The organism is Pseudomonas sp. F220, from assembly GCF_057813935.1.
On sequence record NZ_JBVASJ010000012.1, the window covers coordinates 39281 to 62227 of the forward strand.

18 protein-coding genes are annotated in these 22947 nt (G+C 60.5%); 17 read left to right on the forward strand and 1 reads right to left on the reverse strand.

Annotated features, from left to right (window positions below):
- The first annotated feature begins 48 nt into the window (after positions 1 to 48).
- The 13 genes from ACZYSM_RS13055 (at position 49) to ACZYSM_RS13115 (ending at position 17003) form a co-directional block, all read left to right on the forward strand.
- Complete coding sequence (locus tag ACZYSM_RS13055; protein WP_489071907.1) at positions 49 to 1098, forward strand: ABC transporter substrate-binding protein; 1050 nt, start codon at positions 49 to 51, stop codon at positions 1096 to 1098.
- A gap of 74 nt (positions 1099 to 1172) precedes the next feature.
- Positions 1173 to 1967, forward strand: coding sequence for a class II aldolase/adducin family protein (locus tag ACZYSM_RS13060; RefSeq protein WP_489071908.1), 795 nt, complete (start codon positions 1173 to 1175; stop codon positions 1965 to 1967).
- A gap of 140 nt (positions 1968 to 2107) precedes the next feature.
- On the forward strand, positions 2108 to 2755 hold the full coding sequence (locus ACZYSM_RS13065) for a TetR family transcriptional regulator C-terminal domain-containing protein (protein ID WP_489071909.1): 648 nt from the start codon (positions 2108 to 2110) through the stop codon (positions 2753 to 2755).
- A 91-nt stretch (positions 2756 to 2846) separates the two neighbouring features.
- Positions 2847 to 3566: a response regulator gene (locus ACZYSM_RS13070; protein ID WP_489071910.1), complete on the forward strand. Its 720-nt coding sequence runs from the start codon at positions 2847 to 2849 to the stop codon at positions 3564 to 3566.
- Positions 3567 to 3571: 5 nt separating this feature from the next.
- On the forward strand, positions 3572 to 4345 hold the full coding sequence (locus ACZYSM_RS13075; protein WP_489071911.1) for a substrate-binding periplasmic protein: 774 nt from the start codon (positions 3572 to 3574) through the stop codon (positions 4343 to 4345).
- Positions 4342 to 6603, forward strand: a complete 2262-nt coding sequence (locus tag ACZYSM_RS13080; RefSeq protein ID WP_489071912.1) for an ATP-binding protein — start codon at positions 4342 to 4344, stop codon at positions 6601 to 6603. Before ACZYSM_RS13075 ends, ACZYSM_RS13080 begins: the two co-directional genes overlap by 4 nt.
- 211 nt (positions 6604 to 6814) lie before the next feature.
- Positions 6815 to 8227: an amino acid permease gene (locus ACZYSM_RS13085; RefSeq protein WP_489071913.1), complete on the forward strand. Its 1413-nt coding sequence runs from the start codon at positions 6815 to 6817 to the stop codon at positions 8225 to 8227.
- Positions 8228 to 8592: 365 nt separating this feature from the next.
- Positions 8593 to 9384 carry an enoyl-CoA hydratase/isomerase family protein gene (locus ACZYSM_RS13090; RefSeq protein ID WP_489071914.1) on the forward strand — a complete coding sequence of 264 codons (792 nt, stop codon included), beginning with the start codon at positions 8593 to 8595 and terminating at the stop codon, positions 9382 to 9384.
- A gap of 93 nt (positions 9385 to 9477) precedes the next feature.
- Positions 9478 to 10638 carry an acyl-CoA dehydrogenase family protein gene (locus tag ACZYSM_RS13095; protein WP_489071915.1) on the forward strand — a complete coding sequence of 387 codons (1161 nt, stop codon included), beginning with the start codon at positions 9478 to 9480 and terminating at the stop codon, positions 10636 to 10638.
- 18 nt (positions 10639 to 10656) lie between these two features.
- Positions 10657 to 12756 carry an acetate--CoA ligase family protein gene (locus ACZYSM_RS13100; protein WP_489071916.1) on the forward strand — a complete coding sequence of 700 codons (2100 nt, stop codon included), beginning with the start codon at positions 10657 to 10659 and terminating at the stop codon, positions 12754 to 12756.
- Positions 12757 to 12766: 10 nt separating this feature from the next.
- Positions 12767 to 14380 carry a 5-guanidino-2-oxopentanoate decarboxylase gene (locus tag ACZYSM_RS13105; RefSeq protein ID WP_489071917.1) on the forward strand — a complete coding sequence of 538 codons (1614 nt, stop codon included), beginning with the start codon at positions 12767 to 12769 and terminating at the stop codon, positions 14378 to 14380.
- A gap of 24 nt (positions 14381 to 14404) precedes the next feature.
- Positions 14405 to 15595, forward strand: coding sequence for a pyridoxal phosphate-dependent aminotransferase (locus ACZYSM_RS13110; RefSeq protein ID WP_489071918.1), 1191 nt, complete (start codon positions 14405 to 14407; stop codon positions 15593 to 15595).
- Complete coding sequence (locus ACZYSM_RS13115) at positions 15588 to 17003, forward strand: aldehyde dehydrogenase family protein (RefSeq protein ID WP_489071919.1); 1416 nt, start codon at positions 15588 to 15590, stop codon at positions 17001 to 17003. The genes ACZYSM_RS13110 and ACZYSM_RS13115 overlap by 8 nt, the downstream gene beginning before the upstream one ends.
- 205 nt (positions 17004 to 17208) lie before the next feature.
- Here ACZYSM_RS13115 and ACZYSM_RS13120 read toward each other — a convergent pair whose 3' ends face one another.
- Positions 17209 to 17643, reverse strand: coding sequence for an Rrf2 family transcriptional regulator (locus tag ACZYSM_RS13120; protein WP_489071920.1), 435 nt, complete (start codon positions 17641 to 17643; stop codon positions 17209 to 17211).
- 177 nt (positions 17644 to 17820) lie between these two features.
- Between ACZYSM_RS13120 and ACZYSM_RS13125 the strand changes: the two genes are divergently transcribed.
- From ACZYSM_RS13125 to ACZYSM_RS13140, 4 genes are all read left to right on the forward strand, one after another.
- Positions 17821 to 19422 carry an ABC transporter substrate-binding protein gene (locus ACZYSM_RS13125; protein ID WP_489071921.1) on the forward strand — a complete coding sequence of 534 codons (1602 nt, stop codon included), beginning with the start codon at positions 17821 to 17823 and terminating at the stop codon, positions 19420 to 19422.
- A gap of 68 nt (positions 19423 to 19490) precedes the next feature.
- Positions 19491 to 20450, forward strand: a complete 960-nt coding sequence (locus ACZYSM_RS13130) for an ABC transporter permease (protein WP_489071922.1) — start codon at positions 19491 to 19493, stop codon at positions 20448 to 20450.
- A 3-nt stretch (positions 20451 to 20453) separates the two neighbouring features.
- Positions 20454 to 21281 (forward strand): ABC transporter permease, encoded by an 828-nt coding sequence (locus ACZYSM_RS13135; RefSeq protein ID WP_489071923.1) that lies wholly within the window; start codon positions 20454 to 20456, stop codon positions 21279 to 21281.
- 2 nt (positions 21282 to 21283) lie between these two features.
- Positions 21284 to 22945, forward strand: a complete 1662-nt coding sequence (locus tag ACZYSM_RS13140) for an ABC transporter ATP-binding protein (RefSeq protein WP_489071924.1) — start codon at positions 21284 to 21286, stop codon at positions 22943 to 22945.
- The last annotated feature ends 2 nt before the right edge of the window (positions 22946 to 22947 follow it).

Consider the following 22947-nt stretch of genomic DNA (forward strand, 5'->3'; position numbering starts at 1 on the left):
CGGGTCACGACAGCGCTCGCTGAGTGATACCAGTACGAGGAACCACTGATGAAGTCGAATACGCTCAAGCACGGTTTTTATCCTTTGATTCTCACCCTGGCCATGGGCCTGGGTAGCGCTCAAGCAGCGCCGGACATGGTAGTCGTCGCTTATGGTGGTGCCGGTCAAAAAGCCCAGGATGTGGCTTTCTTTCAACCTTTCAGCGTGGCAGACGGCAGCAAGCTGATCCAAGGCGAATACAACGGTGAGATGGCCAGGATCAAGGTGATGGTCGACACCGGCAACGTCGATTGGGATGTGGTACAGATCGAAGGCCCGGACCTGATGCGCGGCTGCGATGAGGGCATGTACGAGCGACTCGACTGGAAGAAACTTGGACGAGAGGACCAGTTGATTCCCGATGCGGCACAAGCGTGCGGTTCCGCAGCCTTGGTGTGGAGCGTGGCGATTGCTTATGACACTGACAAACTGGCGCAGGCACCGACCTCATGGGCGGACTTTTGGGATGTAAAGAAAATCCCCGGCAAGCGCGGGCTGCGCAAACGTGCGGTGTATAACCTGGAGTTCGCCTTGTTGGCGGACGGGGTGAAAGTCGAGGACGTGTACGCGGTATTGAGCACACCCGCGGGTGTGGATCGTGCGTTCGCCAAACTGACTGAACTCAAACCCTATATCCAATGGTGGGAGGCCGGCGCGCAACCCGCGCAATGGCTGACCGCAGGAGACGTGGTCATGACCTCAACCTACAGCGGGCGCATCGCCGCCGCCGCGCAGGGCGGCAGCCATCTGGGGCTGGTCTGGCCTGGCAGCCTGTACGGCATGGACTACTGGGCAATCATCAAAGGCTCCAAACATGTCGATCAGGCCAAAAGGTTCATCGCGGTTGCCAACCAGCCCGACGCCCAAGTCAAGTACGTCGAGCAGATTCCTTACGGGCCCACCAATACGCAAGCAGCGGCGCGACTGGACCCCAAACTGGCCCAATGGGTGCCGACCTCACCGCAGAACCTGACAGGTGCACTGTCGATGAATGTGCCGTTCTGGGTCGATCACGGTGAAGAACTCGAAGAGCGTTTCAACGCCTGGGCGAGTAAGTAGGTGCAAGCGGCTGGACGCTTCGACGCGTCCAGCCCTATTGTCCGCGCGGACGATCAGCCAACGGAGCTAAAACAATGAACGAGATCGCACGCACTACGGCAGCAGCTGCCGAGCAAGCTATTACAGAGCAACGCCTGCGCCAGGAATTGGCCGCCTGTTATCGATTGATCGCACACTTTCGCATGAGTGACCTGATCTTCACCCACATATCGGTGCGCCTGCCGGGGCCTGAGCATCACTTCCTGATCAACCCGTACGGGCTGATGTTCGATGAAATAACGGCGTCCAATCTGGTCAAGATCGACCTCGATGGACGAGCGGTGGAGTCTTCGCCTTATCCGGTCAACCCGGCAGGTTTTGTGATTCATAGCGCCATTCACGCCGCCCGTGAAGATGCGCAGTGCGTGTTGCATACCCACACCAAAGCCGGTTGTGCCGTGGCGGCGTTGAAGTGTGGGTTGTTACCGGTCAATCAGATTTCCATGGAGTTCTATGGCCGGGTCGCCTATCACGACTATGAAGGCGTTGCGTTGGATCTCGACGAGCAAAAGCGCCTGGTACACGACTTGGGCGACAAGTCGGTGTTGATGTTGCGCAACCACGGTCTGCTGACTGTCGGTGAAACCGTGGGTCAAACCTTTTTGCGCATGTACTACCTGGAAAAAGCCTGCGAGATCCAACTGGCAGCGCAGGCCTGCGGTGACGTGGTGCTGCCGCCGGCGGCTGTTTGCGAACACACCGAGCGACAGTTCAATGACCCGGGACGCCCTCTGCAAGAGGGCGAGTTGAATGACCCGGATGGTATGCAGCTAGCCTGGGCTGCATTGCTGCGATTGCTGGATCGAGTGGCGCCTGATTACAGGGATTGAGTGAACGCCCAAAAAGATCGTCCGAACGCCTGGGGAATGTCGAGTGAAGACGTTGGCGGCGCTCTTGTTGTACAGTCGTTCAGCTCTGCGGCTACAAAAGGCCAGTGCAGCCCAACGACTGATCCCAGGAGATTGACCCGATGACTCAGGAAGCCCGCTTTTCCAGAATGGAGCCGGAGTTGCGCAAGGCCAATCTGATCGAGGCCACGCTGGTGTGCCTCAAGCGCCACGGCTTCCAGGGCGCCTCGATCCGCAAGATATCGGCTGAGGCGGGGGTTTCGGTTGGGCTGATCAGTCATCACTACTCGGGCAAGGATGAGCTGGTGGCCGATGCCTATATGGCGATCACTGGCCGGGTCATGAGCCTGTTACGCGAAGCCATGGAACAGGCCGCACCCAACGCGCGTGAGCGGTTGTCGGCGTTTTTTCGCGGCTCGTTCTCGGCTGAGCTGCTGGATCCACAATTGCTGGATGCCTGGCTGGCGTTCTGGGGCGCGGTAAAAACCGCCGAAGCGATCAACCTCGCCCACGAACATTCCTACGGCGAGTACCGCGCCGAATTGCGCAAGGTACTCAACGATCTGGCACAGGAAGAGGGCTGGGACGACTTCGATGCCGACCTTGCCGCCATCGGCTTGAGCGCGCTGCTCGACGGCTTATGGCTGGAGTCGGGACTCAACCCCGGCACCTTCACCCCGAATCAGGGCATCCAGATTTGCGAAGCCTGGGTCGACGGTTTGCAGGCGGGCGGTCGCCAGCGTTTCCGGCTGCAGACGGAGGGCTGTTGATCGATCGTTCAGCAATGGATACTCTCTGCCGCTGATGCAGGAAAAATTCTAATAAGAAACGCGCCTCCGGGCACAGGCAGGACTACAAGCGATGACTCCTCGGGTACTGATCGTCGACGACGATCCGCTGATTCGCGAACTCCTACACGCTTACCTCTCGCAGGAAGGCTATGAAGTGCACTGCGCCGCCACGGCGGAGCTGGCCGAAACCTTTTTGGCGTCCAATGCTGTCGACCTGGTGATGCTGGACATCCGCCTTCCGGGCAAGGATGGCCTGACCCTTACCCGCGAGCTGCGCGTGCGTTCGGAAGTCGGGATCATCCTGATTACCGGGCGCAACGACGAAATCGACCGCATCGTCGGCCTGGAATGTGGCGCCGATGACTACGTGATCAAACCTCTCAATCCGCGTGAACTGGTGTCGCGGGCGAAAAACCTGGTGCGCCGGGTTCGCCATGCGCAACTGCAGAAACCTGCCGCAGCGCTGCCTCGTCAGCAGGTCAAACAGTTCGCTGCCTGGGCGCTGGACACCGATCGTCGGCGCTTGATCGATCATGCCGGTGGCGAAACCCTGCTGACCCATGGCGAATACCAGTTGCTCAGCGTGTTTCTGCGCAACAGCGGCCATACCTTGAGTCGCGACCAGTTGATGGATCAGATCCGCAACCGTGAATGGGTGCCCAATGATCGCTCCATCGACGTATTGGTCGGGCGCTTGCGGCGCAAGCTGCATGACGATCCCGCCGAACCACAATTGATCATTACCATCCATGGCGCTGGTTATTTGTTCACCGCCAGTGTGGCTGCCTGAACGGTATGTTGCGGCTGGTCTGTCTGTTGTTGGCGTTGGCGGGCACAAGCGCTGCGGCGGCCGAGCGAATTCGCTATTGCGATTATCCGGTCTACCCGCCGATTTCCTGGAGCGATGGCAAACAGGTGCGTGGCCTTGCGCCCAGCGTGGTCAAAAGCCTGTTTGGTCACCTGGGTTACGAGGTCGACATCGTCGTGCTGGGTAACTGGAAACGCTGCTTGCTGGACGCCGCTGAGGGCCGCGTCGACGTGGTCCTGGCCTACAGCACGGCGCAGCGGGAGCAGAGCATGCGCTTCTCGACGGTGCCGGTGTTGCGCGAAGAAGTCGCGGTATTCGTCAATCGCAAGAACCCGGTGAAGTTCGAACGGCTTGAAGACCTGGGCAACTATCGCGGCGGTCTGCTGTTCGGCGAAAGCTATGGGCTGGACTTCGATCGCTTCGTCGCTCAGCACGGCAATATCGAATGGGTCTCCGACAGTCGACAGAACTTTGGCAAGTTGATTCGCGGCCGGATCGACTTCATCACCCAGGAGCGACGTACCGGGCAGCTGTTCGTTGAACACCTGCCGGGCGCCGCAGACATTGTGGCGTTGCCCAATTCGTTAAGCGTGGACTATTTGCGGGTCGCGGTGTCACGCCGTTCTGCGCTGGCCGAACGCATGCCCGATATCGACGCCGAACTGCAGCGGATGGTCGATGCCGGCGAAGTCGAACGCTGGCTGAGCGAAAGTGAAGCCACCTATCGAGACATGATCAACCTGCCGGCGGATGCGCAATGACACGCGCTAGTCCCAACGGTCTGTTGCGGCGTTTGCTGCTGTTCATCCTGCTGTTCAGCCTGTGCTTCACCATCCTGGCCAGCACCGTGCAGCTGTATTTCGAGTACCGCCGTGAAATGCGCGATATCGATTCGCGCATGGAGCTGATTCGCGCCGGTTACCTGGCAAGCCTGGAGCGCAGCCTCTGGGATCTGAACCAGGAGCAGTTGAATGTGCAACTGCGCGGGTTGGTGGATTTTTCCGATGTGGCCCGGGTGCGCTTGAGCAGCCCTGACTTCGATCTGCTGCAAGGCGAGAAGTCGCCCCTCGGGCCGTTGCGCATCGAGCGTTTCGAACTGAATTATCAGCCGCCGGCCGGCCCGTCGCGGCATCTGGGCGAGCTGGAAGTCAGTACCGATCTGGGGGCGGTGTACCACCGGTTGTACGCCACGGGGCTGACCAGTCTGCTGTGGATGAGCGTGTTCCTCTGCGGTCTGGCGGTTGCGCTGTCGGGGTTGTTCTACCGTCTGGTGACCCGGCATTTGCAGGTCATGGCCGAGTTTGCCCGGCGCATTGCCGCCGGTGACTGGCACGAGCCTTTGCGGCTGGACAAAAGCCGCACCGGTACCGAGGACGAAATCGATACTGTGGCCCACGCGCTGGATGACATGCGCCGGGCAATCCTCAGCGATATCGACCGGCGCGAAGTCGACCGTCTGGCATTGCAAGACAAGCGCGACGAACTGCAGAAAATGGTCGAGCGGCGCACCGCCAGTCTGCTGCGTGCCAAGGACGATGCCGAAGCGGCAAACCTCGCCAAGTCGCGTTTCCTGGCCACCATGAGCCATGAACTGCGCACGCCGCTCAACGGCATTCTTGGTATGGCCGAACTGCTGCGTGGCGCGGGCCTCGACGAGCGCGATGGCAAACGCCTGGAGGCATTGTATAAGGCCGGCGAAGGCTTGCTGACGATTCTCAACGAAGTGCTGTATTTCGCCCGCCTGGAAGAAGGTGAAAGCCGTCCGGAACGGGTCGACTTCTCCGTCAGGCAACTGATCGATGAGGTGCTGACACTGCTTGAGCCGAGGGCGCTGAGCACTGCCACTGAACTGCATACCCGGTTTGATCCGCAGGTCGCAGATCGTTGCCATGGCGCCGAGCAGTTTTTGCGTCAGGTGTTGAGCAACCTCCTGGCCAATGCCATCAAGTTCACCGAGGCAGGGCAGATCACGGTTGAGGTTGCGCTGCTGGCTGCGGACGATCAGCTAACTGGACAGCGCCTGCGTTTCAGCGTGACCGACAACGGCATCGGTATCGCGACGGCGGTGCAGGAAAAGATTTTCGAGCGCTTCACTCAAGCCAGCGAAGACGTGGCGCAGCGCTATGGCGGTACCGGGTTGGGATTGGCGATCAGTAAACATCTGGTGGAATTGCTTGGTGGGCGCATCGGGGTCGACAGTCAGGAGGGGCAGGGCAGTTGCTTCTGGTTCGAGCTGACCCTGCAACCGGCCTCAGGTGCTACCAATGTCACGGTCGCCAGTAGCCCTGGCCATGCGCTGAGCATTCTGGTGGTCGAAGATGTGGCGTTGAACCGCGAGGTGGTCAGCGGTTTGCTGGAGCGAGACGGGCATCAGGTCAGCCTCGTGGAAGATGCCGAGCAAGCGTTGGCGTTATGCCGCAAGCAATCCTTCGAGTTGATTCTGCTCGATGTGCACCTGCCGGGAATGAGCGGCGTCGAGCTGTGCAGGCTGATCCGCAGCACGTCTGGGCCCAATCAACACAGCCGTATTTTCGCCCTGACCGCCAGCGTGCAGCCGACCTTGGTACGCGGTTATCTGGATGCCGGTATGCAGGGCATTCTCGCCAAACCGTTGAAACTCGACAGTCTGCGCCAGGCATTGGCCGGTGAATCGCCCATGCCCGAGCCTGAGCTGGAACACGAGCTGATGGACTGGCAGTTGCTGCACACCCATCGCACCTTGCTCGGCGAACAAAAACTTCACGGCCTGCTGAAGGTGTTGCGCGACTCGATTGCTCAGCATCGCACGGCGCTAACGGAAGCCATTGAAGCGGGTGACTGCCCGGAAGTGGCGCATCTGGCCCATCGTTTGGCCGGGAGCAGCGATTCGCTGGGGTTCCGCGCCTTGGCCGATGTCTTGCGAGCCTTCGAGGAGGCCGCACTGATCAACGACACCGTGGCGATACACGCGCTGGTGCCGCAATTTCATGGGGTGTTGCAGCGCTCGCAAGGTGTGTTGGTGGACGTGTTGAACGCCTGACGTACAAATTCGTTACGACTTTTTACATCTTTGATCTTTGCGTACAACGCGAACTTACATGGCTTTCCAATAATCGGGACAACCGCGCCGGACGCGGTCTTCGAAGCTTATTGGAGATAATAATAATGAACTGCCGTAAAGCTGATCTTTCCCCGCGCGATGACCTCCTGTCATCCGCCGTGCACCTCGCCCAGTTTTAAGAGGTGCTGTCATGAGCGAATCTATCGAACGTAAAGGCATACAGCTGACCCGTGCCTTGAAAAGCCGACACATTTTCATGCTGTCGTTGGGCGGGGTCATCGGCACCGGGCTGTTCATGGGCTCGGGCCTCACGATCAACCAGGGCGGGCCAGTGGGTGCAATTCTGGCTTACCTGGTGGCCGGCTTCCTGATGTATCTGGTGATGGTCTGCCTCGGCGAGTTGTCGGTGGAGATGCCGGTTTCCGGCTCCTTCCAGACCCACGCCACCCAGTACATCGGGCCCGCCACCGGCTTTATGATTGGCTGGGTCTACTGGATGAGCTGGGCGACCACGGTCGGCCTGGAATTCACCGCCGCGGGCATGTTGATGGTGCGCTGGTTCCCGACCATCCCGATCTGGTACTGGTCTGCGCTATTTGTGGTGGTGTTGTTTGGGCTGAACGCTTTGGCGACCCGTGCCTTTGGTGAAGCGGAATACTGGTTCTCCGGCATCAAGGTAGCGGCGATCCTCGGCTTTATCATCGTTGGCGTGTTGGTGATTTTCGGCGCGATACCGCTGACCAGTGGCGCACCGGCACCGATGATGAGCAACTTGATCGGTGACTCGCTGTTTCCCAACGGCCTCTCGGCGGTGTTCGCGGTGATGATGACCGTGGTGTACGCTTTCCAGGGCTGCGAAATCATGGGCGTTGCCGCTGGCGAAACCGACCAGCCGGAGAAGAGTATTCCCAAAGCCGTGCGCAACGTGGTGTTCCGTGTACTGATCTTCTACGTGCTGGCGATTGTGGTGCTGTCGGCCATCGTGCCCTGGCAGCAGGCCGGCTTGATGGAAAGCCCGTTCGTGCAGGTGTTCGACATGGTCGGCATTCCTTACGCCGCGGACCTGATGAACTTCGTGATCCTGACCGCGATTCTCTCGGTCGGTAACTCGGGCCTGTACGCTTCGACCCGTATCCTCTGGGCGATGTCGAAAACCGGTATGGCGCCGAAAAGCCTCTCGCCATTGAGTTCTCGCGGCGTGCCGTTGCGCGCTCTGAGCATCACCCTGTGCTTTGCATTGGTCTCGCTGATGACCAGCTTCGTCGCCGCCGACACCCTGTTCATGGTGCTGATGGCCGTGAGCGGTATGTCCGGCACCGTGACCTGGATCGTGATCGCCCTGGCGCAATACAAATTCCGTCGCGCCTACATCAAGGCCGGCGGCAAGGTCAGCGATCTGAAATACCGTGCGCCGTGGTTCCCGTTCCTGCCGCTGCTGTGCATCGCCTTGTGCTGCTCGCTGTTCGTATTCCTGGCCATTGACGAGACGCAACGTCCGTCTCTGTATTGGGGTTTTGGCTTTATTGCCATCTGCTACGGCGCTTACTTCCTGACCAACCGCAAACGTCAGGCCGCTCTGGCGCAGGCCCTGCCGACGGTTTAAACCAACAAACGAAAAGCCAATGTAGGAGCGAGCTTGCTCGCGATGGACTTGAAGCTGACGCGTTTCATCAGGAAGCACGCGTTAACCTTAACGACCATCGCGAGCAAGCTCGCTCCTACATTTGGATCTCCTTGACCTCAAGACCCTCGCAAGCAGCCTCCGTAGTCAGTTGTTCAAAGATGTAACAACTTTTCCGCAACTCCTTCAGGACTCAATATTTTATCTATTTAAATCAATAACTTATTGATCGTATTGGGCTGTTACAGGCAGCTCGGTCGCAGGATTGCCGCCTTACTGAACAGTCGTTTAGTATGGGTGCCATGTCGGTCCCATCTCATGCCAAACACAACAATTCGAGGACTCGTATGACTACTCAATCTTCTCTGCTCAGTCAGGTCGAAGCAGGCGTTGCCTGGATCACCCTCAACCGTGCACCGCAGCGCAATGCGCTGGACATCCCAACGCTGAAAAGCCTTCACGCCTTGCTCGATCAATTCAACGCCGACCCGGCTGTGCGGGTCATCGTACTGACTGGCACTGGCCGCAGTTTTTGCGCCGGCGCAGACCTCGCTGAATGGGCTGAAGCGGAGTCTCGCGGTGCGCTGGAAAGCTACGGCTGGACCGAAACCGCCCACGCGATGATGAGTCGTCTGTACAGCCTCGATAAACCGACCATCGCCGCGATCAACGGCACCGCCGTCGGCGCCGGGATGGATTTGACGCTGTGCTGCGACTTGCGCCTCGCCGCGCAGTCCGCCCGGTTCAAGGCCGGTTACACCAGCATGGCGTACTCGCCGGATGCCGGTGCCAGCTGGCATTTGCCGCGCTTGATCGGTACCGAACAGGCCAAGCGTCTGTTGTTCCTTGATGAACTCTGGAGTGCCGATCGCGCCTTGGCGGCAGGTCTGGTCAGCGAAGTGTGTGCCGATGAGCAACTGCTGAGCGTGGCCGGCGAACTGGCCGCACGGCTGGCCAGCGGCCCGACCTTCGCCTTTGCCCAGACCAAGAAACTCATGCGTGAAGGCGCCCAGCGCAGTCTGCCTGAACAACTGAGCGCGGAGCTTGCCGCCGGTTTGCTCTGTGGTCGCAGTGAAGACGGCGCCGAAGCGTTGCGCGCGGCGATGGAAAAACGCGCGCCGGTCTTTGCCGGTAAATAGGGTCGACCCAATAGCGTCGACAAACGGGCGCGGCTTTCCAGCCCACGAATAAAACGTCATCGAACACTCAGTTATCGAAGAGCAGGTAGCGCAATGAATTTCCAGCTGACCCAAGAACAAGAAATGTTGGTGGATGCGGTTCGCAGTTTTGTCGCCAAGGAACTGCTGCCCCATGAAGAAGCGGTTGATCGCGCCGATGAAGTCTCTCCTGAACTGGCTGCACAGATTCGCGGCAAGGCTGTGGCGGCAGGTTTCTATGCCTTCAATATGCCGGAAGAAGTCGGCGGCGGCGGGCTCGACTACCTGTCCCAGGCGCTGATCGAACGTGAACTGTCCAAGGTGTCGTGGGCGCTGCATGTGTTTGTCGCACGCCCGTCGAAAATCCTCATGGCCTGCACCGGCCAGCAGATTCAGGACTACCTGCTGCCATGCATCCAGGGTGAAAAGATCGACTGCTTCGCACTCACCGAACCGGGCGCCGGTTCCGACGCCAATGCGATCAAGACCCGCGCCGTACGCGAGGGTGATGATTTTGTGTTGAACGGCAGCAAGCACTTCATCAGCCATGCCGGGCACGCCGATTTCGCCATTGTGTTTGCCGTGACCGATACCTACGAACACAACGGTCGCAAGCGCAACGCCGTGACCTCGTTCCTGGTCGACCGCGACACGCCGGGCATGACCATCCGCCGCGGGCCGAAATGCGTCAGCAACCGTGGTTATCACACCTACGAAATGTTCTTCGACGACTGCCGCGTACCGGCCTCCAAAGTGCTCGGCGAAGTCGGCAAGGGTTGGGACGTGGCTAACGCCTGGCTGACCGCCGGACGGGTGATGGTCGCTGCCAACTGCGTTGGTCAGGCCCAACGTGCGCTGGACGTTTCGCTGCAATGGGCGGCGGATCGCAAGCAGTTCGGTCAACCCATCGGCACCTTTCAAGGGGTGTCGTTCAAGCTGGCCGACATGGCCACGCAAATCCGCGCTGCGGAACTGATGACCCTGCACACCGCCTGGAAAATGGATCAAGGCAGCATGACCGACGGCGAAGCCGGGATGGCCAAGTTGTTCGCCAGTGAAGTGCTGGGTCGCGTGGCTGACGAAGCGGTGCAGATTTTCGGCGGCATGGGTTTGATGGACGAAGGTCCGGTGGAGCGAATCTGGCGCAACGCCCGGATCGAGCGGATCTGGGAAGGCACCTCGGAGATCCAGCGTCACATCATTTCCCGCGAGCTGCTGCGGCCGCTGCTGCGCTGATCGGGTCGGAGAACGGTTATGTCCCAACACATTCGCGACAACCTCAAACGCCTGCTCGCGCCGCGCCATCTGGCGTTTATCGGTGGCCGAAGCATGGCCCGTGCGCTCAAGCGCTGTGCTGAAGGCGGCTACCAAGGCCAGATGTGGCTGGTCAATCCGCAGCACGACAGCCTCGAAGGCGTGCCCTGTGTGCGCAGCGTCGCAGAACTGCCTTGCGGGCCGGACGCGGTATTCATTGCGACCAACCGCGAGCTGACCTTGATCTGTGTCGCCGAACTGGCGGCCAAAGGCGCAGGCGGAGCGATCTGCTACGCCTCCGGTTTTGCCGAAACCGGCGCAGAAGGTCAGGCCTTGCAAGACCAGTTGCTCAAGGCCGCCGGTGAGATGGCCTTGCTCGGCCCCAACTGCTACGGTTTGCTCGATTACCTGCACAGCTCCGCGTTGTGGCCGGTCGCCCATGGCGGCAAGACGGTCGAGAAGGGCGTGGCGGTACTGACTCAGAGCGGCAACTTCGCCTACAACCTCTCCATGAGTGACCGCTCGTTGCCGGTGGCCTACATGGCTTCAGTCGGCAACCAGGCGCAATTGGGCATCGCTGAACTGATGGATGTGTTGCTCGATGAACCGCGCGTCACGGCAATCGGCTTGCATCTGGAAGGGTTGAAGAACGTTCCAGGCTTTGCCCGCGCGGCGCACAAGGCGCTGGAGAAGGGCATTCCGATCATCGCACTGAAAACCGGTGTGTCGCAGATCGGCGCCGAATTGGCTCTCAGCCACACCAGCTCGCTGGCGGGTTCCGATGCGCTGTATGACAGCCTGTTCGATCGCCTCGGCGTGATTCGCGTCAGCGGTCCGGTGAGTTTTGTCGAAACCCTGAAAGCCGCCGCTTGCGGCAATTTACCAGCAGGCAAGAGCCTGATCGCACTGGCCTGTTCCGGTGGCGATGCGGGGCTGATTGCCGACTACGCCGAACGCAATGAGTTGAGCCTGCCCAAACTCGACGAAAGCCAGCGGGTCGAACTGGATCAAGTGCTGCCGAGCTACGCCAACCTGGTCAACCCGTTGGATTTCACCACGGCGATCTGGGGTGACCGAGAAGCGCTGGACAAGATGCTCGACAGCGCCCTGCGCACTGAAGCCGATGCCGCCGTATTGGTGCTTGATTACCCGTCAGAAGCGACCGGCGAGCGCAAGGAATGTGATCTGCTGTTGGAGCTGTACTGCTCGGCGCTGACCCGCCATGGCAAGACCGGTTTCGTCACCTCTGCTTTCCCCGAACTGCTTCCGGCCAGCGCCCGTGAACGTCTGCATGCCCGCGGCGTGGCGGCGTTGCAAGGTGTGGAAGATGGTTTGGCCGCGTGGGGCCGGATCGCCGGTTATCAGCAGAATCGTCAGGCATTGCTGGCACTCGGTGAGTCGGCATTGGTGCCGATTTGTCCACAGGCGCTGGAAGGTGAGGGGCAGTTGCTGGATGAATGGCAGTCCAAGCAGGCCTTGCGTGCCTTTGGCCTGCCGACGCCGCAAGGCCTGCTAAGTGCCCCAATCGACGCGCTGGCAGCGGCAAATTCCCTGGGTTATCCACTGGTGCTCAAGGCAGTCAGTGCCCAATTGCCACACAAGACTGAAGCCGGTGCCGTGGCGCTGAACCTGCGCGATGCGCAGGCATTGAGCGACGCGCTGGAACAGATGCGCGGGCGGATTGCCGACTACGCGCCGGGTGTGCCGTTCGATCACGTGCTACTGGAGCGCATGGCGACGCCGCCGTTGGCCGAGTTGATCGTGGGGATCAAGCGTGAAACCCACTTCGGGCTGGCGCTGGTCATCGGCGCTGGCGGGATTCTGGTGGAGCTGCTCCAGGACAGCCGCAGCCTGCTGTTGCCGACCAATGACGGGGCCATTCGCGCGGCGTTGCTGAGCCTGCGTAGCGCACCGTTGCTGCAAGGATTTCGCGGTCGCGAAGCGGCGGATCTGGACGCGCTGGTTGCCGCAATCCGTGCCGTTGCGGACTTCGCCTGTGAAAACGCCGGGCAATTGCTCGAACTTGATGTGAACCCATTGTTGGTCGGTGCCCAAGGCACGACTGCGGTCGATGCGTTGATTCGCCTCGGCCAGGCCTGAGGATATGAGCATGCAAAGCAAAACCTTGACCGGCGGCCAGACCCTGGTGCGCCTGTTGGCCAATTACGGCGTCGACACCGTGTTCGGTATTCCCGGTGTGCATACCCTGGAGCTGTATCGCGGCTTGCCTGGCAGCGGCATTCGCCATGTGCTGACCCGTCATGAGCAAGGGGCCGGTTTCATGGCCGACGGCTATGCGCGGGTCAGTGGCAAACCGGGTGTGTGCTTCATCATTACCGGCCCCGGCGTGACCAATGCCGCGACCGCTATCGGCCAGGCCTACGCCGACTCGATTCCGATGCTGGTGATTTCCAGCGTCAACCACACGGCCAGTCTGGGCAAAGGGTGGGGCTGCCTGCACGAAACCCAGGATCAGCGCGCGATGACCGCGCCGATCACGGCGTTCTCGGCGGTGGCCTCGAGTGCCGAGGATTTGCCCGAACTGATCGCCCGCGCTTACGCGGTGTTCGACAGCGAGCGTCCGCGCCCGGTGCATATTTCCGTGCCACTGGATGTACTGGCTGCGCCGGTGACGCGTGACTGGAGCAATGAAGTGGTACGCCGTCCGGGACGTGGTGTACCGGCCGCCCAGGCGCTGGATCTGGCAGTGGCGAAACTGCAGGCGGCGCGCCGCCCGATGATCATCGCCGGTGGCGGTGCGCTGAATGCGGCGCAAGCGCTTGAGGCCTTGAGCACGCGACTGGCTGCGCCGTTTTTCAGCAGCGTCGCCGGCAAGGGTTTGTTGCCGCCGGATGCGCCACTGAATGCCGGTTCGACCTTGTGCGTGGAGCCTGGCTGGAAGCTGATCGCCGAAGCCGATGTGGTGCTCGCGGTCGGCACGGAGATGGCCGACACCGACTATTGGCGTGAGCGTCTGCCGCTGAATGCCGAGCTGCTGCGGGTGGATATCGACTCGCGCAAGTTCAACGATTTTTACCCGTGCGCCGTTGCCTTGCAGGGTGATGCACAGCAAACCATGGCCGCTTTGCTGGCGCGTCTGCCCGAACCCGCACGCGATGCGAGTGCTGCCATTCAAGCAGTCGACTCGTTGCGTAAAGCGGTCAAGGCCGGGCACGGGGCTTTGCAGTCGATCCATCAGGCGATTCTCGACCGCGTCTCGGCTGAATTGCCGGACAACGCCTTTATCAGCAGCGACATGACCCAACTGGCCTACACCGGCAATTACGCCTTCAGCAGCAATGCGCCGCGCAGTTGGCTGCATCCGACGGGCTACGGCACCTTGGGTTACGGCTTGCCGGCGGGTATTGGGGCCAAGTTCGGTGCGCCGAATCGGCCCGGATTGGTGTTGGTTGGCGACGGTGGTTTTCTCTACACCGCGCAAGAGTTGGCGACGGCTGTGGAAGAGCTGGACAGCCCACTGGTGGTGCTGCTGTGGAACAACGATGCCTTGGGGCAGATCCGCGACGACATGATCGGGTTGGATATCGAGCCCATTGGCGTGCTGCCGCGCAACCCGGACTTTGCTGCTTTGGGCCGCGCCTTTGGTTGCACCGTGACGCAGCCGCAGAGCCTGGACGAACTGCAAACCGAGCTGCGTGCCGGTTTCAGCCGAAACGGCGTGACCCTGATCGAACTCAAGCACGCCTGTGCGCTGGTCGGTTAAACCCTCAATAAGGAACAAACCATCATGCGTTTTTCCGATCTGACCCAACGTATCGCCGGTGACGGCGCTGCGGCCTGGGAAATTCATTACCGTGCCCTGGCGCTTCAGGAGCAGGGCAAAGATATTCTGCTGCTCTCGGTCGGCGACCCGGATTTCGATACCCCGGTGCCGATCGTGCAAGCGGCCATCGATAGCCTGCTGGCGGGCAATACCCATTACGCCGAAGTACGCGGCAAGCGTGCCTTGCGTGAAAGCATTGCCAAACGCCATCACCAACGCAGTGGTCAGCAGGTCGATGCCGATCAGGTTGTCGTGCTGGCTGGCGCGCAATGTGCGTTGTTCAGCGTTGCGCAGTGCGTGCTCAATCCCGGTGACGAAGTGATCGTCGCCGAGCCGATGTACGTCACCTATGAAGCGGTCTTCGGTGCCTGCGGTGCGGTAGTGATTCCGGTGCCAGTGCGTTCCGAGAACGGCTTTCGGGTATTACCTGAAGACGTCGCCGCGCGCATTACACCGCGCACTCGGGCGTTGGCGCTCAACAGTCCGCACAACCCGTCTGGCGCCAGTTTGCCGCGCAAAACCTGGCAGGTGCTGGCCGAACTGTGCATCGCTCATGATCTGTGGCTGATTTCCGATGAGGTCTACAGCGAGTTGCTGTTCGAGGGTGAACATATCAGCCCGGCCAGTTTGCCGGGCATGGCCGAGCGCACCGCGACGCTCAACAGTCTGTCCAAGTCCCACGCCATGACCGGCTGGCGTGTCGGTTGGGTGGTCGCGCCGCAGTCACTCGCCGAGCATCTGGAAAACCTCGCGCTGTGCATGCTCTATGGCTCTCCGGATTTCATTCAGGACGCCGCGGTAGTCGCGCTGGAAACCCAACTGCCGGAACTGGAGTCCATGCGCCAGGCCTATCGCCTGCGCCGGGATCTGGTCTGCGAATGTTTGGCCGATTGCCCCGGCGTGCGTGCGTTGAAACCCGATGGCGGCATGTTCGTGATGGTCGACATCCGCGAAACCGGGCTCAGTGCCCAGGCATTCGCCGACCGCTTGTTGGATCGACACGGTGTGTCGGTACTGGCCGGTGAAGCGTTTGGCCCCAGCGCCGCCGGGCATATTCGCTTGGGTCTGGTGCTCGGCGCCGCACCGCTGCGTGATGCCTGCCAGCGTATCGCGCGCTGCGCCAATGAATTGATGGAGATACTGGTTGATGCGTAAATACACGGCTCTTTTTATCGACGGCGCCTGGCAGACACCTTCTGGCCAGGGCATGGCCGAGGTGATCAACCCGGCCACTGAACACGTTGCAGGCGTGGTGCCGTTGGGCGACGAGCGTGATGTCGAACGCGCGGTGGCCGCAGCACGGCAGGCCTTCGGCCCATGGTCGCGAACCTCGTCCAGTGTGCGTGCAGCTTACATCCGCGGATTGGCCGACCAGTTGCGCGCGCGGGCAGACGAGATGGCGGAGGTGATCACCGCCGAACTCGGCATGCCGGTTCAATGGTGCCGCTCGGTGCAAGTCGATGGACCGATTGCCGGGCTTGAGCAGTACATCGAAATCGCCGGGCTGATGGATGAGGTACGCGAGGTTGGTAACTCATTGGTGATCCGCGAGCCGGTCGGCGTCTGCGCGTTCATCAATCCGTGGAATTACCCGCTGCATCAGTTGATCGGCAAACTCGCGCCGGCGCTGGCCGCTGGTTGTACTGTGGTGGTCAAACCGAGTCAGGAAACCCCGCTGCATGCTTTCTTGCTGGCCGAAATGATCGAAGCCATTGGCCTGCCGGCCGGGGTGTTCAATCTGGTTAGCGGGCCGGGTTCGAAGGTCGGTGAAGCGTTGGCCAAACACCCGGACGTGGACATGGTGTCGTTCACCGGCTCCACCGGCGCTGGCGTTCGTGTGGCGCAGGCGGCAGCGCCTTCGGTCAAACGGGTCTGTCTGGAGCTGGGCGGCAAGTCGCCATTGCTGATCGGCGAAGATGCCGATCTGGCAGCAGCCGTGCGTTATGGCGTGCAGGACGTGATGATCAACTCCGGGCAGACCTGCACCGCGTTGACCCGCATGTTGCTGCCCGCCAGCCGCTATGCCGAGGCGTTGGAACTGGCCCTGGCAGAGACCCAAAGCCTGCGCATGGGCGATCCGCTCGACCCGCAGAGCTTCCTGGGTCCGATGTGCTCGGCGGCGCAGCGACGTACCGTGCGTGACTACATTCAAGTCGGTCAGCAAGAGGGCGCACGCCTGCTGTGCGGCGGCGAAACCGCCGACGAGTTCGAGCGCGGTTTTTACGTCAAGCCAACGCTGTTTGCTGATGTTGACAATCGGATGCGCATCGCCCAGGAAGAAATCTTCGGCCCGGTGCTGTGCCTGATTCCCTACACGGATGAAGCGCACGCGATACAAATGGCCAACGACTCGCCGTTCGGCCTGTCCAGCGGCGTATGGGCTGGCAGCACTGAGCGCGCACTCGGGTTGGGCCGGCAAATGCGTGCAGGGCAGTGCTTTATCAACGGCGGGGCGTTCAACTATCAGGCGCCGTTTGGCGGCTATAAACAGTCGGGCAACGGTCGCGAGTGGGGCGAAGAAGGGCTGGCCGAGTTTGTCGAAGTGAAGGCGATGCAAATGTGATACGGAAATCGAAAGACTGGTGATCAATTGTGGCGAGGGAACACGGCCTCATGTAGGAGCGAGCTTGCTCGCGATGGACGTTAACGATGACGCGTGTTTGCTGGATAAACGCGTCGCCCTTGAGTCCATCGCGAGCAAGCTCGCTCCTACAGGGGGCGCAGCGTTCGAAGCCCCCTCGCCACAGGGAATGTGCACTGCAATCGCCTCAAGCCCGGTTTTCAAGCGGTGTATCGAAGGCCACGAACAACTGGTCGGCGGTGATGGTTCCCAGATCCAGGCGCATGTTGTTTTCCAGCATTGCGAACAGCTGAGTGAAGACTTCAAACACCTTGCAATGGTCCTCCATGCCAGAAAACGGGTTGTCGATTTTCTCGGCAATCAGCGAGCTTTCCTGCACCGCGTCATAGACCTCGCGCAGGGTGATTTCATTGGCGGGTCTGGCCAGCGTCAGCCCGCCTTTAGCACCGCGCCAGGACTTGAGAATGTCGGCCTTGACCATCTGCGAAACCAGATTGCGCACCCGCGTCGGGTGGGTTTTTACCCACTTGGCAATGGTTTCGGTGCGCAGCCTCTGCGGCGCGTTGGCGGCCACGAACGACAGAATGTAAGAGGCGGTGATCAAACGGGTCGACTGGCTCATGAGGCGAAAAGGCTCCCTGTAAAAACCGGATTATTCCATCGTTGAAAATTACCCGTCCGGGCATGGAATTTACGTTGTGAAATCGCTAATGTTTTTGTTACGGTAACAATTAGGAATACTAGCAGCTTCGGTAAAACCTTCGAATCATTTTCTCTGCTATTCATCAGGGGTAATGCAATGAGCGATAACAAAAACAAAATTACTCAAGCGATTCATGACTGCAATCTTCCTCGCCGGGATTTTCTCAAACACAGCGCCGCTGCCGGGATGGTGGCTGCTGCGTTCTCCATGGGCCTGCCGTTCGGGGCCTTTGCCCAGGAAGCGACGCCCAAGCCGGGCGGTGTGCTGCGCCTTGGTCTAGCGGGTGCCAGCACCACGGACTCACTGGATCCTGGCTCCTGGAGCGACACGTTCACTTTCGTTGGCTTCTCGGCGGTGTACAACACCCTGACTGAAATTGCCGTGGATGGCAGCGCCATTCCCGAGCTCGCAGAGAGTTGGGTATCGTCGCCGGATGCGCGTATCTGGACCTTCAAATTGCGCCAGGGCGTGACGTTCCACAACGGCAAGACCATGACAGCCGAAGATGTGGTGGCGTCGATCAATCACCACCTTGGCGAGAAGTCCACATCGGCAGCCAAGACCGTATTGGGCGATGTCGCCCACGTGCGCGCGCAGGGCACCGACGCAGTGGTTTTCGAGCTGCATTCGGGTAACGCTGACTTCTCCTATGTGGTTGCCGATTACCACCTGGTGATCATGCCGAGCAAGGACGGTGTAGCCGATTGGCACGCTGGTGTCGGCACTGGCGGTTACCGCCTCAAGGCGTTCGATCCGGGTGTGCGCATGGCACTGGAACGCAGCCCCGATTACTGGAAACCGGGCAGGGCGCATTTCGCCAGTGCCGAGTTGATCGGGATTGCCGATGGTGCGGCGCGGGTCAATGCGCTGGTCACCGGACAAGTCGATGTGATCAACAAGGTCGACTTGAAAACCGTGGCGCTGCTCAAGCGCAATCCGAATCTGGTGATCGAAGAAACCAAGGGTGCGCAGCACTACACTTTCCCGATGCTGTGCGACAGCCAGGACTTCAAGAACAACGATATCCGCATGGCGATGAAGCACGCCATCAACCGCGAAACCCTGTTGGCCTCGGTGCTGCACGGTTACGGTCTGGTCGGTAACGACCATCCGATCCAGCCCGGCAGCCGCTTTATCAATACCGCGCTGGAGCAGCGCACCTATGACCCGGACAAGTCGCGTTTCTACCTGCGCAAGGCCGGCGTCGAATCGCTCAAGGTGCGCCTGCAAGCGTCCGACGCCGCCTACACCGGTGCGGTGGACGCCTCGGTACTGTTTAAAGAGCAAGCGCGCCAGGCCGGTATCGATATCGACGTCGTGCGCGAACCGGCAGACGGCTTCTTCTCCAACGTCTGGATGAAACAACCGTTCACCACCTCGTTCTGGTACAGCAGCCTGACCGCTGACCGTATGTTCAGCATCGGTTACGCCAAGGGCGCGGCCTGGAACGAAACCCACTGGGACAACGGGCGCTTCAACCAGCTGCTGAACGCCGCCCGAGGCGAGATGAACGACCCGTTGCGCCGTGAGATGTACAACGAAATGCAGGCGCTGTGCCGTGACGATGGCGGGGCGATTGTGCCGTTGTTCGCCAGCTCCGTTGCCGCGCGTTCGAACAAGGTCAGTCATGGCGGTCAAACGGCTCCTTACGGCGAACTGGATGGCCTGCGGGTTATCGAGCGCTGGTGGCAAGCCTAAACATCTGATCGTTGATTGCCGGCCTGTGCGCAGGTCGGCGACCCCAGCGCCAACTCGAGGATCCTGCGTTGAATAGTATTTTCAAGCTGCTGTTGCAGCGCTTGGCTTTGGGGCTGTTATCACTGTTTGCGGTGTCGGTGATTATTTTCCTGGCGGTCGGCATGCTGCCGGGCGATATCGCCCAGGCCATGCTCGGCCAGTCAGCGACGCCCGAAACCGTGGCGGCTTTCCGTACTCAGTTGGGGCTGGACTTACCGCCCTTTACCCGCTTCGTTCAATGGATCTGGCACCTGCTGCAAGGTGATCTTGGCGTCTCGCTGGCTAACCAGCGGCCGATAGCCGAACTGATCGGCGCGCGGCTGGGCAACACGCTGAGTCTGGCGGCGCTGGCTGCACTGGTCTCGGTGCCGTTGGCCCTGGTGCTGGGGATGCTGGCGGCGCTATATCGCAACACCTGGTTCGACCGTCTGCTGAACACCTCGGCGCTGAGCGCGGTGTCTTTCCCGGAGTTCTTCGTTGCCTACATCCTGATTCTGGTGTTCGCGGTGAAGCTCAACTGGTTCCCGAGCATTTCCAATCTGGCGCCGGACGCGTCCTTCGGCACGGTGCTGGAACGTTCGGTCCTGCCGGTGGCGACGCTGAGTCTTGTGGTGATTGCACAGATGATGCGCATGACCCGCGCTTCGCTGATCAACCTGCTGGCCAGCCCGTACATCGAAATGGCGCGGCTCAAGGGCATCAGCCAGTCGCGGATCATCTTGCGCCATGCCTTGCCCAATGCGCTGGCGCCCATCGTCAATGTGGTGGCGTTGAACCTTGCGTATCTGGTGGTCGGCGTGGTGGTGGTCGAGGTGGTGTTCGTCTATCCCGGTCTCGGCCAATTGCTGGTGGACTCGGTGGCCAAACGCGACATTCCAGTGGTGCAGGCGTGCAGCCTGATCTTTGCCGCGACCTACATTCTGCTCAATACCACGGCCGATGTGCTGTCCATCGCCAGCAACCCACGCCTGATGCATCCGAAGGGGTAGAACATGAGCCTGCTCAAAGAACTGGCCCGGGCACCGCTGAGTGCGAAATTCGGGATTCTGGTGATCATTATTTACATTCTGGTGGCGCTGTTCGCCCCGGTACTGGCGCCTTATGGCGAAACCGAAGTGGTCGGCGACGGCTTTGCGGCCTGGAGCGGACAATTCCTGCTGGGCACCGATAACCTCGGTCGGGACATGTTCAGTCGTTTGGTCTACGGCGCCCGCAACACTTTGGGCATCGCCTTTCTCACCACCGTACTGGCGTTTCTGCTCGGCGGTTTGAGCGGGCTGATCGCCGCGATCAAGGGTGGGTGGGTCGATCAGGGATTGTCACGGGTAGTCGACATCTTGATGGCCATTCCGCAACTGATCTTCGCCTTGCTGATTCTCAGTGTGGTCGGCACCACCGCCACCTCGCTGGTGCTGGTGATCGCGCTGCTGGATGCCACCCGAGTGTTTCGTCTGTCACGGGCGGTGGCCATGAACGTCGTGGTTCAGGACTTCGTCGAAGCCGCGCGCCTGCGTGGCGAAGGCTTGTGGTGGCTGGTGACCCGTGAAGTGTTGCCCAACGCCGCCGCGCCGTTGATTGCCGAATTCGGCCTGCGTTTCTGTTTCGTCTTTCTGTTTATCAGTGCGCTGTCGTTCCTGGGTTTGGGCATTCAGCCGCCGACTGCCGATTGGGGCAGCATGGTCCGTGACAACGCGGTGCTGATCACTTTCGGCGACATCAGCCCATTGTTGCCAGCTCTGGCGGTGGCGTTGATCACCGTAAGCGTCAACTTCGTTGTCGACTGGATGCTGCACAAATCCAGCGGCCTCAAGGAGTGCTGAACATGAACACGCCAACCCTCAACAACGACAAGCCGCTGCTGGAAATCCGCGACCTGCATATCGAAGGTCATTACGAAGACGCCTGGCATCCACTGATCAAAGGCATCGACCTGACGTTGCAGCGCGGCGAGGTGCTGGGCCTGATCGGTGAGTCCGGCGCCGGCAAGTCAACCCTTGGCCTGGCAGCCATGGGTTATGCCCGTGACGGCTGCAAGATTACCGGCGGCTCGGTGCGCTTCGACGGCATGGAGTTGCTGCAGGCCAAACCCGAAACACTGCGCAAACTGCGTGGGCTGCGCATCGCTTATGTGGCGCAAAGCGCCGCGGCATCGTTCAACCCAGCGCATCGTTTGATCGATCAGCACGTAGAAACGGCGGTCAAGAATGGTGGCATCAGCCGCGCTCAGGCTGAAGCCGAGGCGGTAGAACTCTATCGAGTGCTGAGCCTGCCCAATCCCGAGCAGATCGGCCAGCGTTATCCCCATCAGGTGTCCGGCGGGCAACTGCAACGGGTCATGACCGCCATGGCCATGGCGTGCCATCCCGACTTGATCATTTTCGACGAACCGACCACCGCACTCGACGTGACCACCCAGATCGAAGTGCTGGCGGCGATTCGCGACGCGGTGGCGCAATTCGGCAGCGCGGCCATCTACATCAGCCATGATCTGGCAGTCGTTGCGCAAATGGCCGACCGGATCATGGTCCTGCGTCACGGCAAACTGGTGGAAGAAGCCGAGACCCGCAAGATGCTGCGCGACCCGCAAGAGGATTACACCAAATCACTCTGGGCGGTGCGTAGCTTTCGCACCGAACCCAAGCCGTGTCCGCAACAGGAAGTTCCGTTACTGGAGCTGCGCAAGGCCTGCGCCAGCTACGGCCATCAGCCGGTTTTGCACGATGTTTCGTTGAGCCTGTATCGCGGACAGACGCTAGCCGTCATCGGCGAGTCCGGCAGCGGCAAGAGTTCGACGGCGCGGCTGATTACCGGCCTGCTGCCGCCGACTTCCGGTCAGGTGCTGTATGGCGGCGAGGCTTTGCCGGCGGACTTCCGTCAGCGCAGCAAGGAACAGTTGCGGCGGGTTCAGATGATCTACCAGATTCCGGACACCGCCTTGAATCCACGCCAGCGCATTGTCGACATCATCGGTCGGCCGCTGACGTTTTACCTCGGCCTGAAGGGCAAGGCCATGCGTGCGCGGGTCGCCGAGTTGCTGGAGATGATTGAGCTGGACCCTGCCACCTTCATGGAGCGTCAGCCCCGCGAATTGTCCGGCGGGCAGAAGCAACGCATCTGTATTGCCCGGGCGCTGGCGGCCGATCCGCAGTTGATCATTTGCGACGAAGTGACCTCCGCGCTGGATCAGCTGGTGGCCGAAGGGGTTCTGAAATTGCTCAACCGTATCCAGCAGCAGCTTGGCGTCGCTTACCTGTTCATTACTCACGATGTCGCCACTGTGCGTGCAATTGCCGATGAAGTGGTGGTGATGCAGCGCGGACGGGTAGTCGACCACGGCACCCGCAGCGCGATCTTCACACCGCCTCATCAGGACTACACCGGACTGCTGTTTTCGTCCGAACCGGAAATGGATCCCGACTGGCTGGATCACCTGCTCGCCCAGCGCGCTGGCCAGCCTTCGCCGTCCAAGCTTGAAAACGTCTAAGG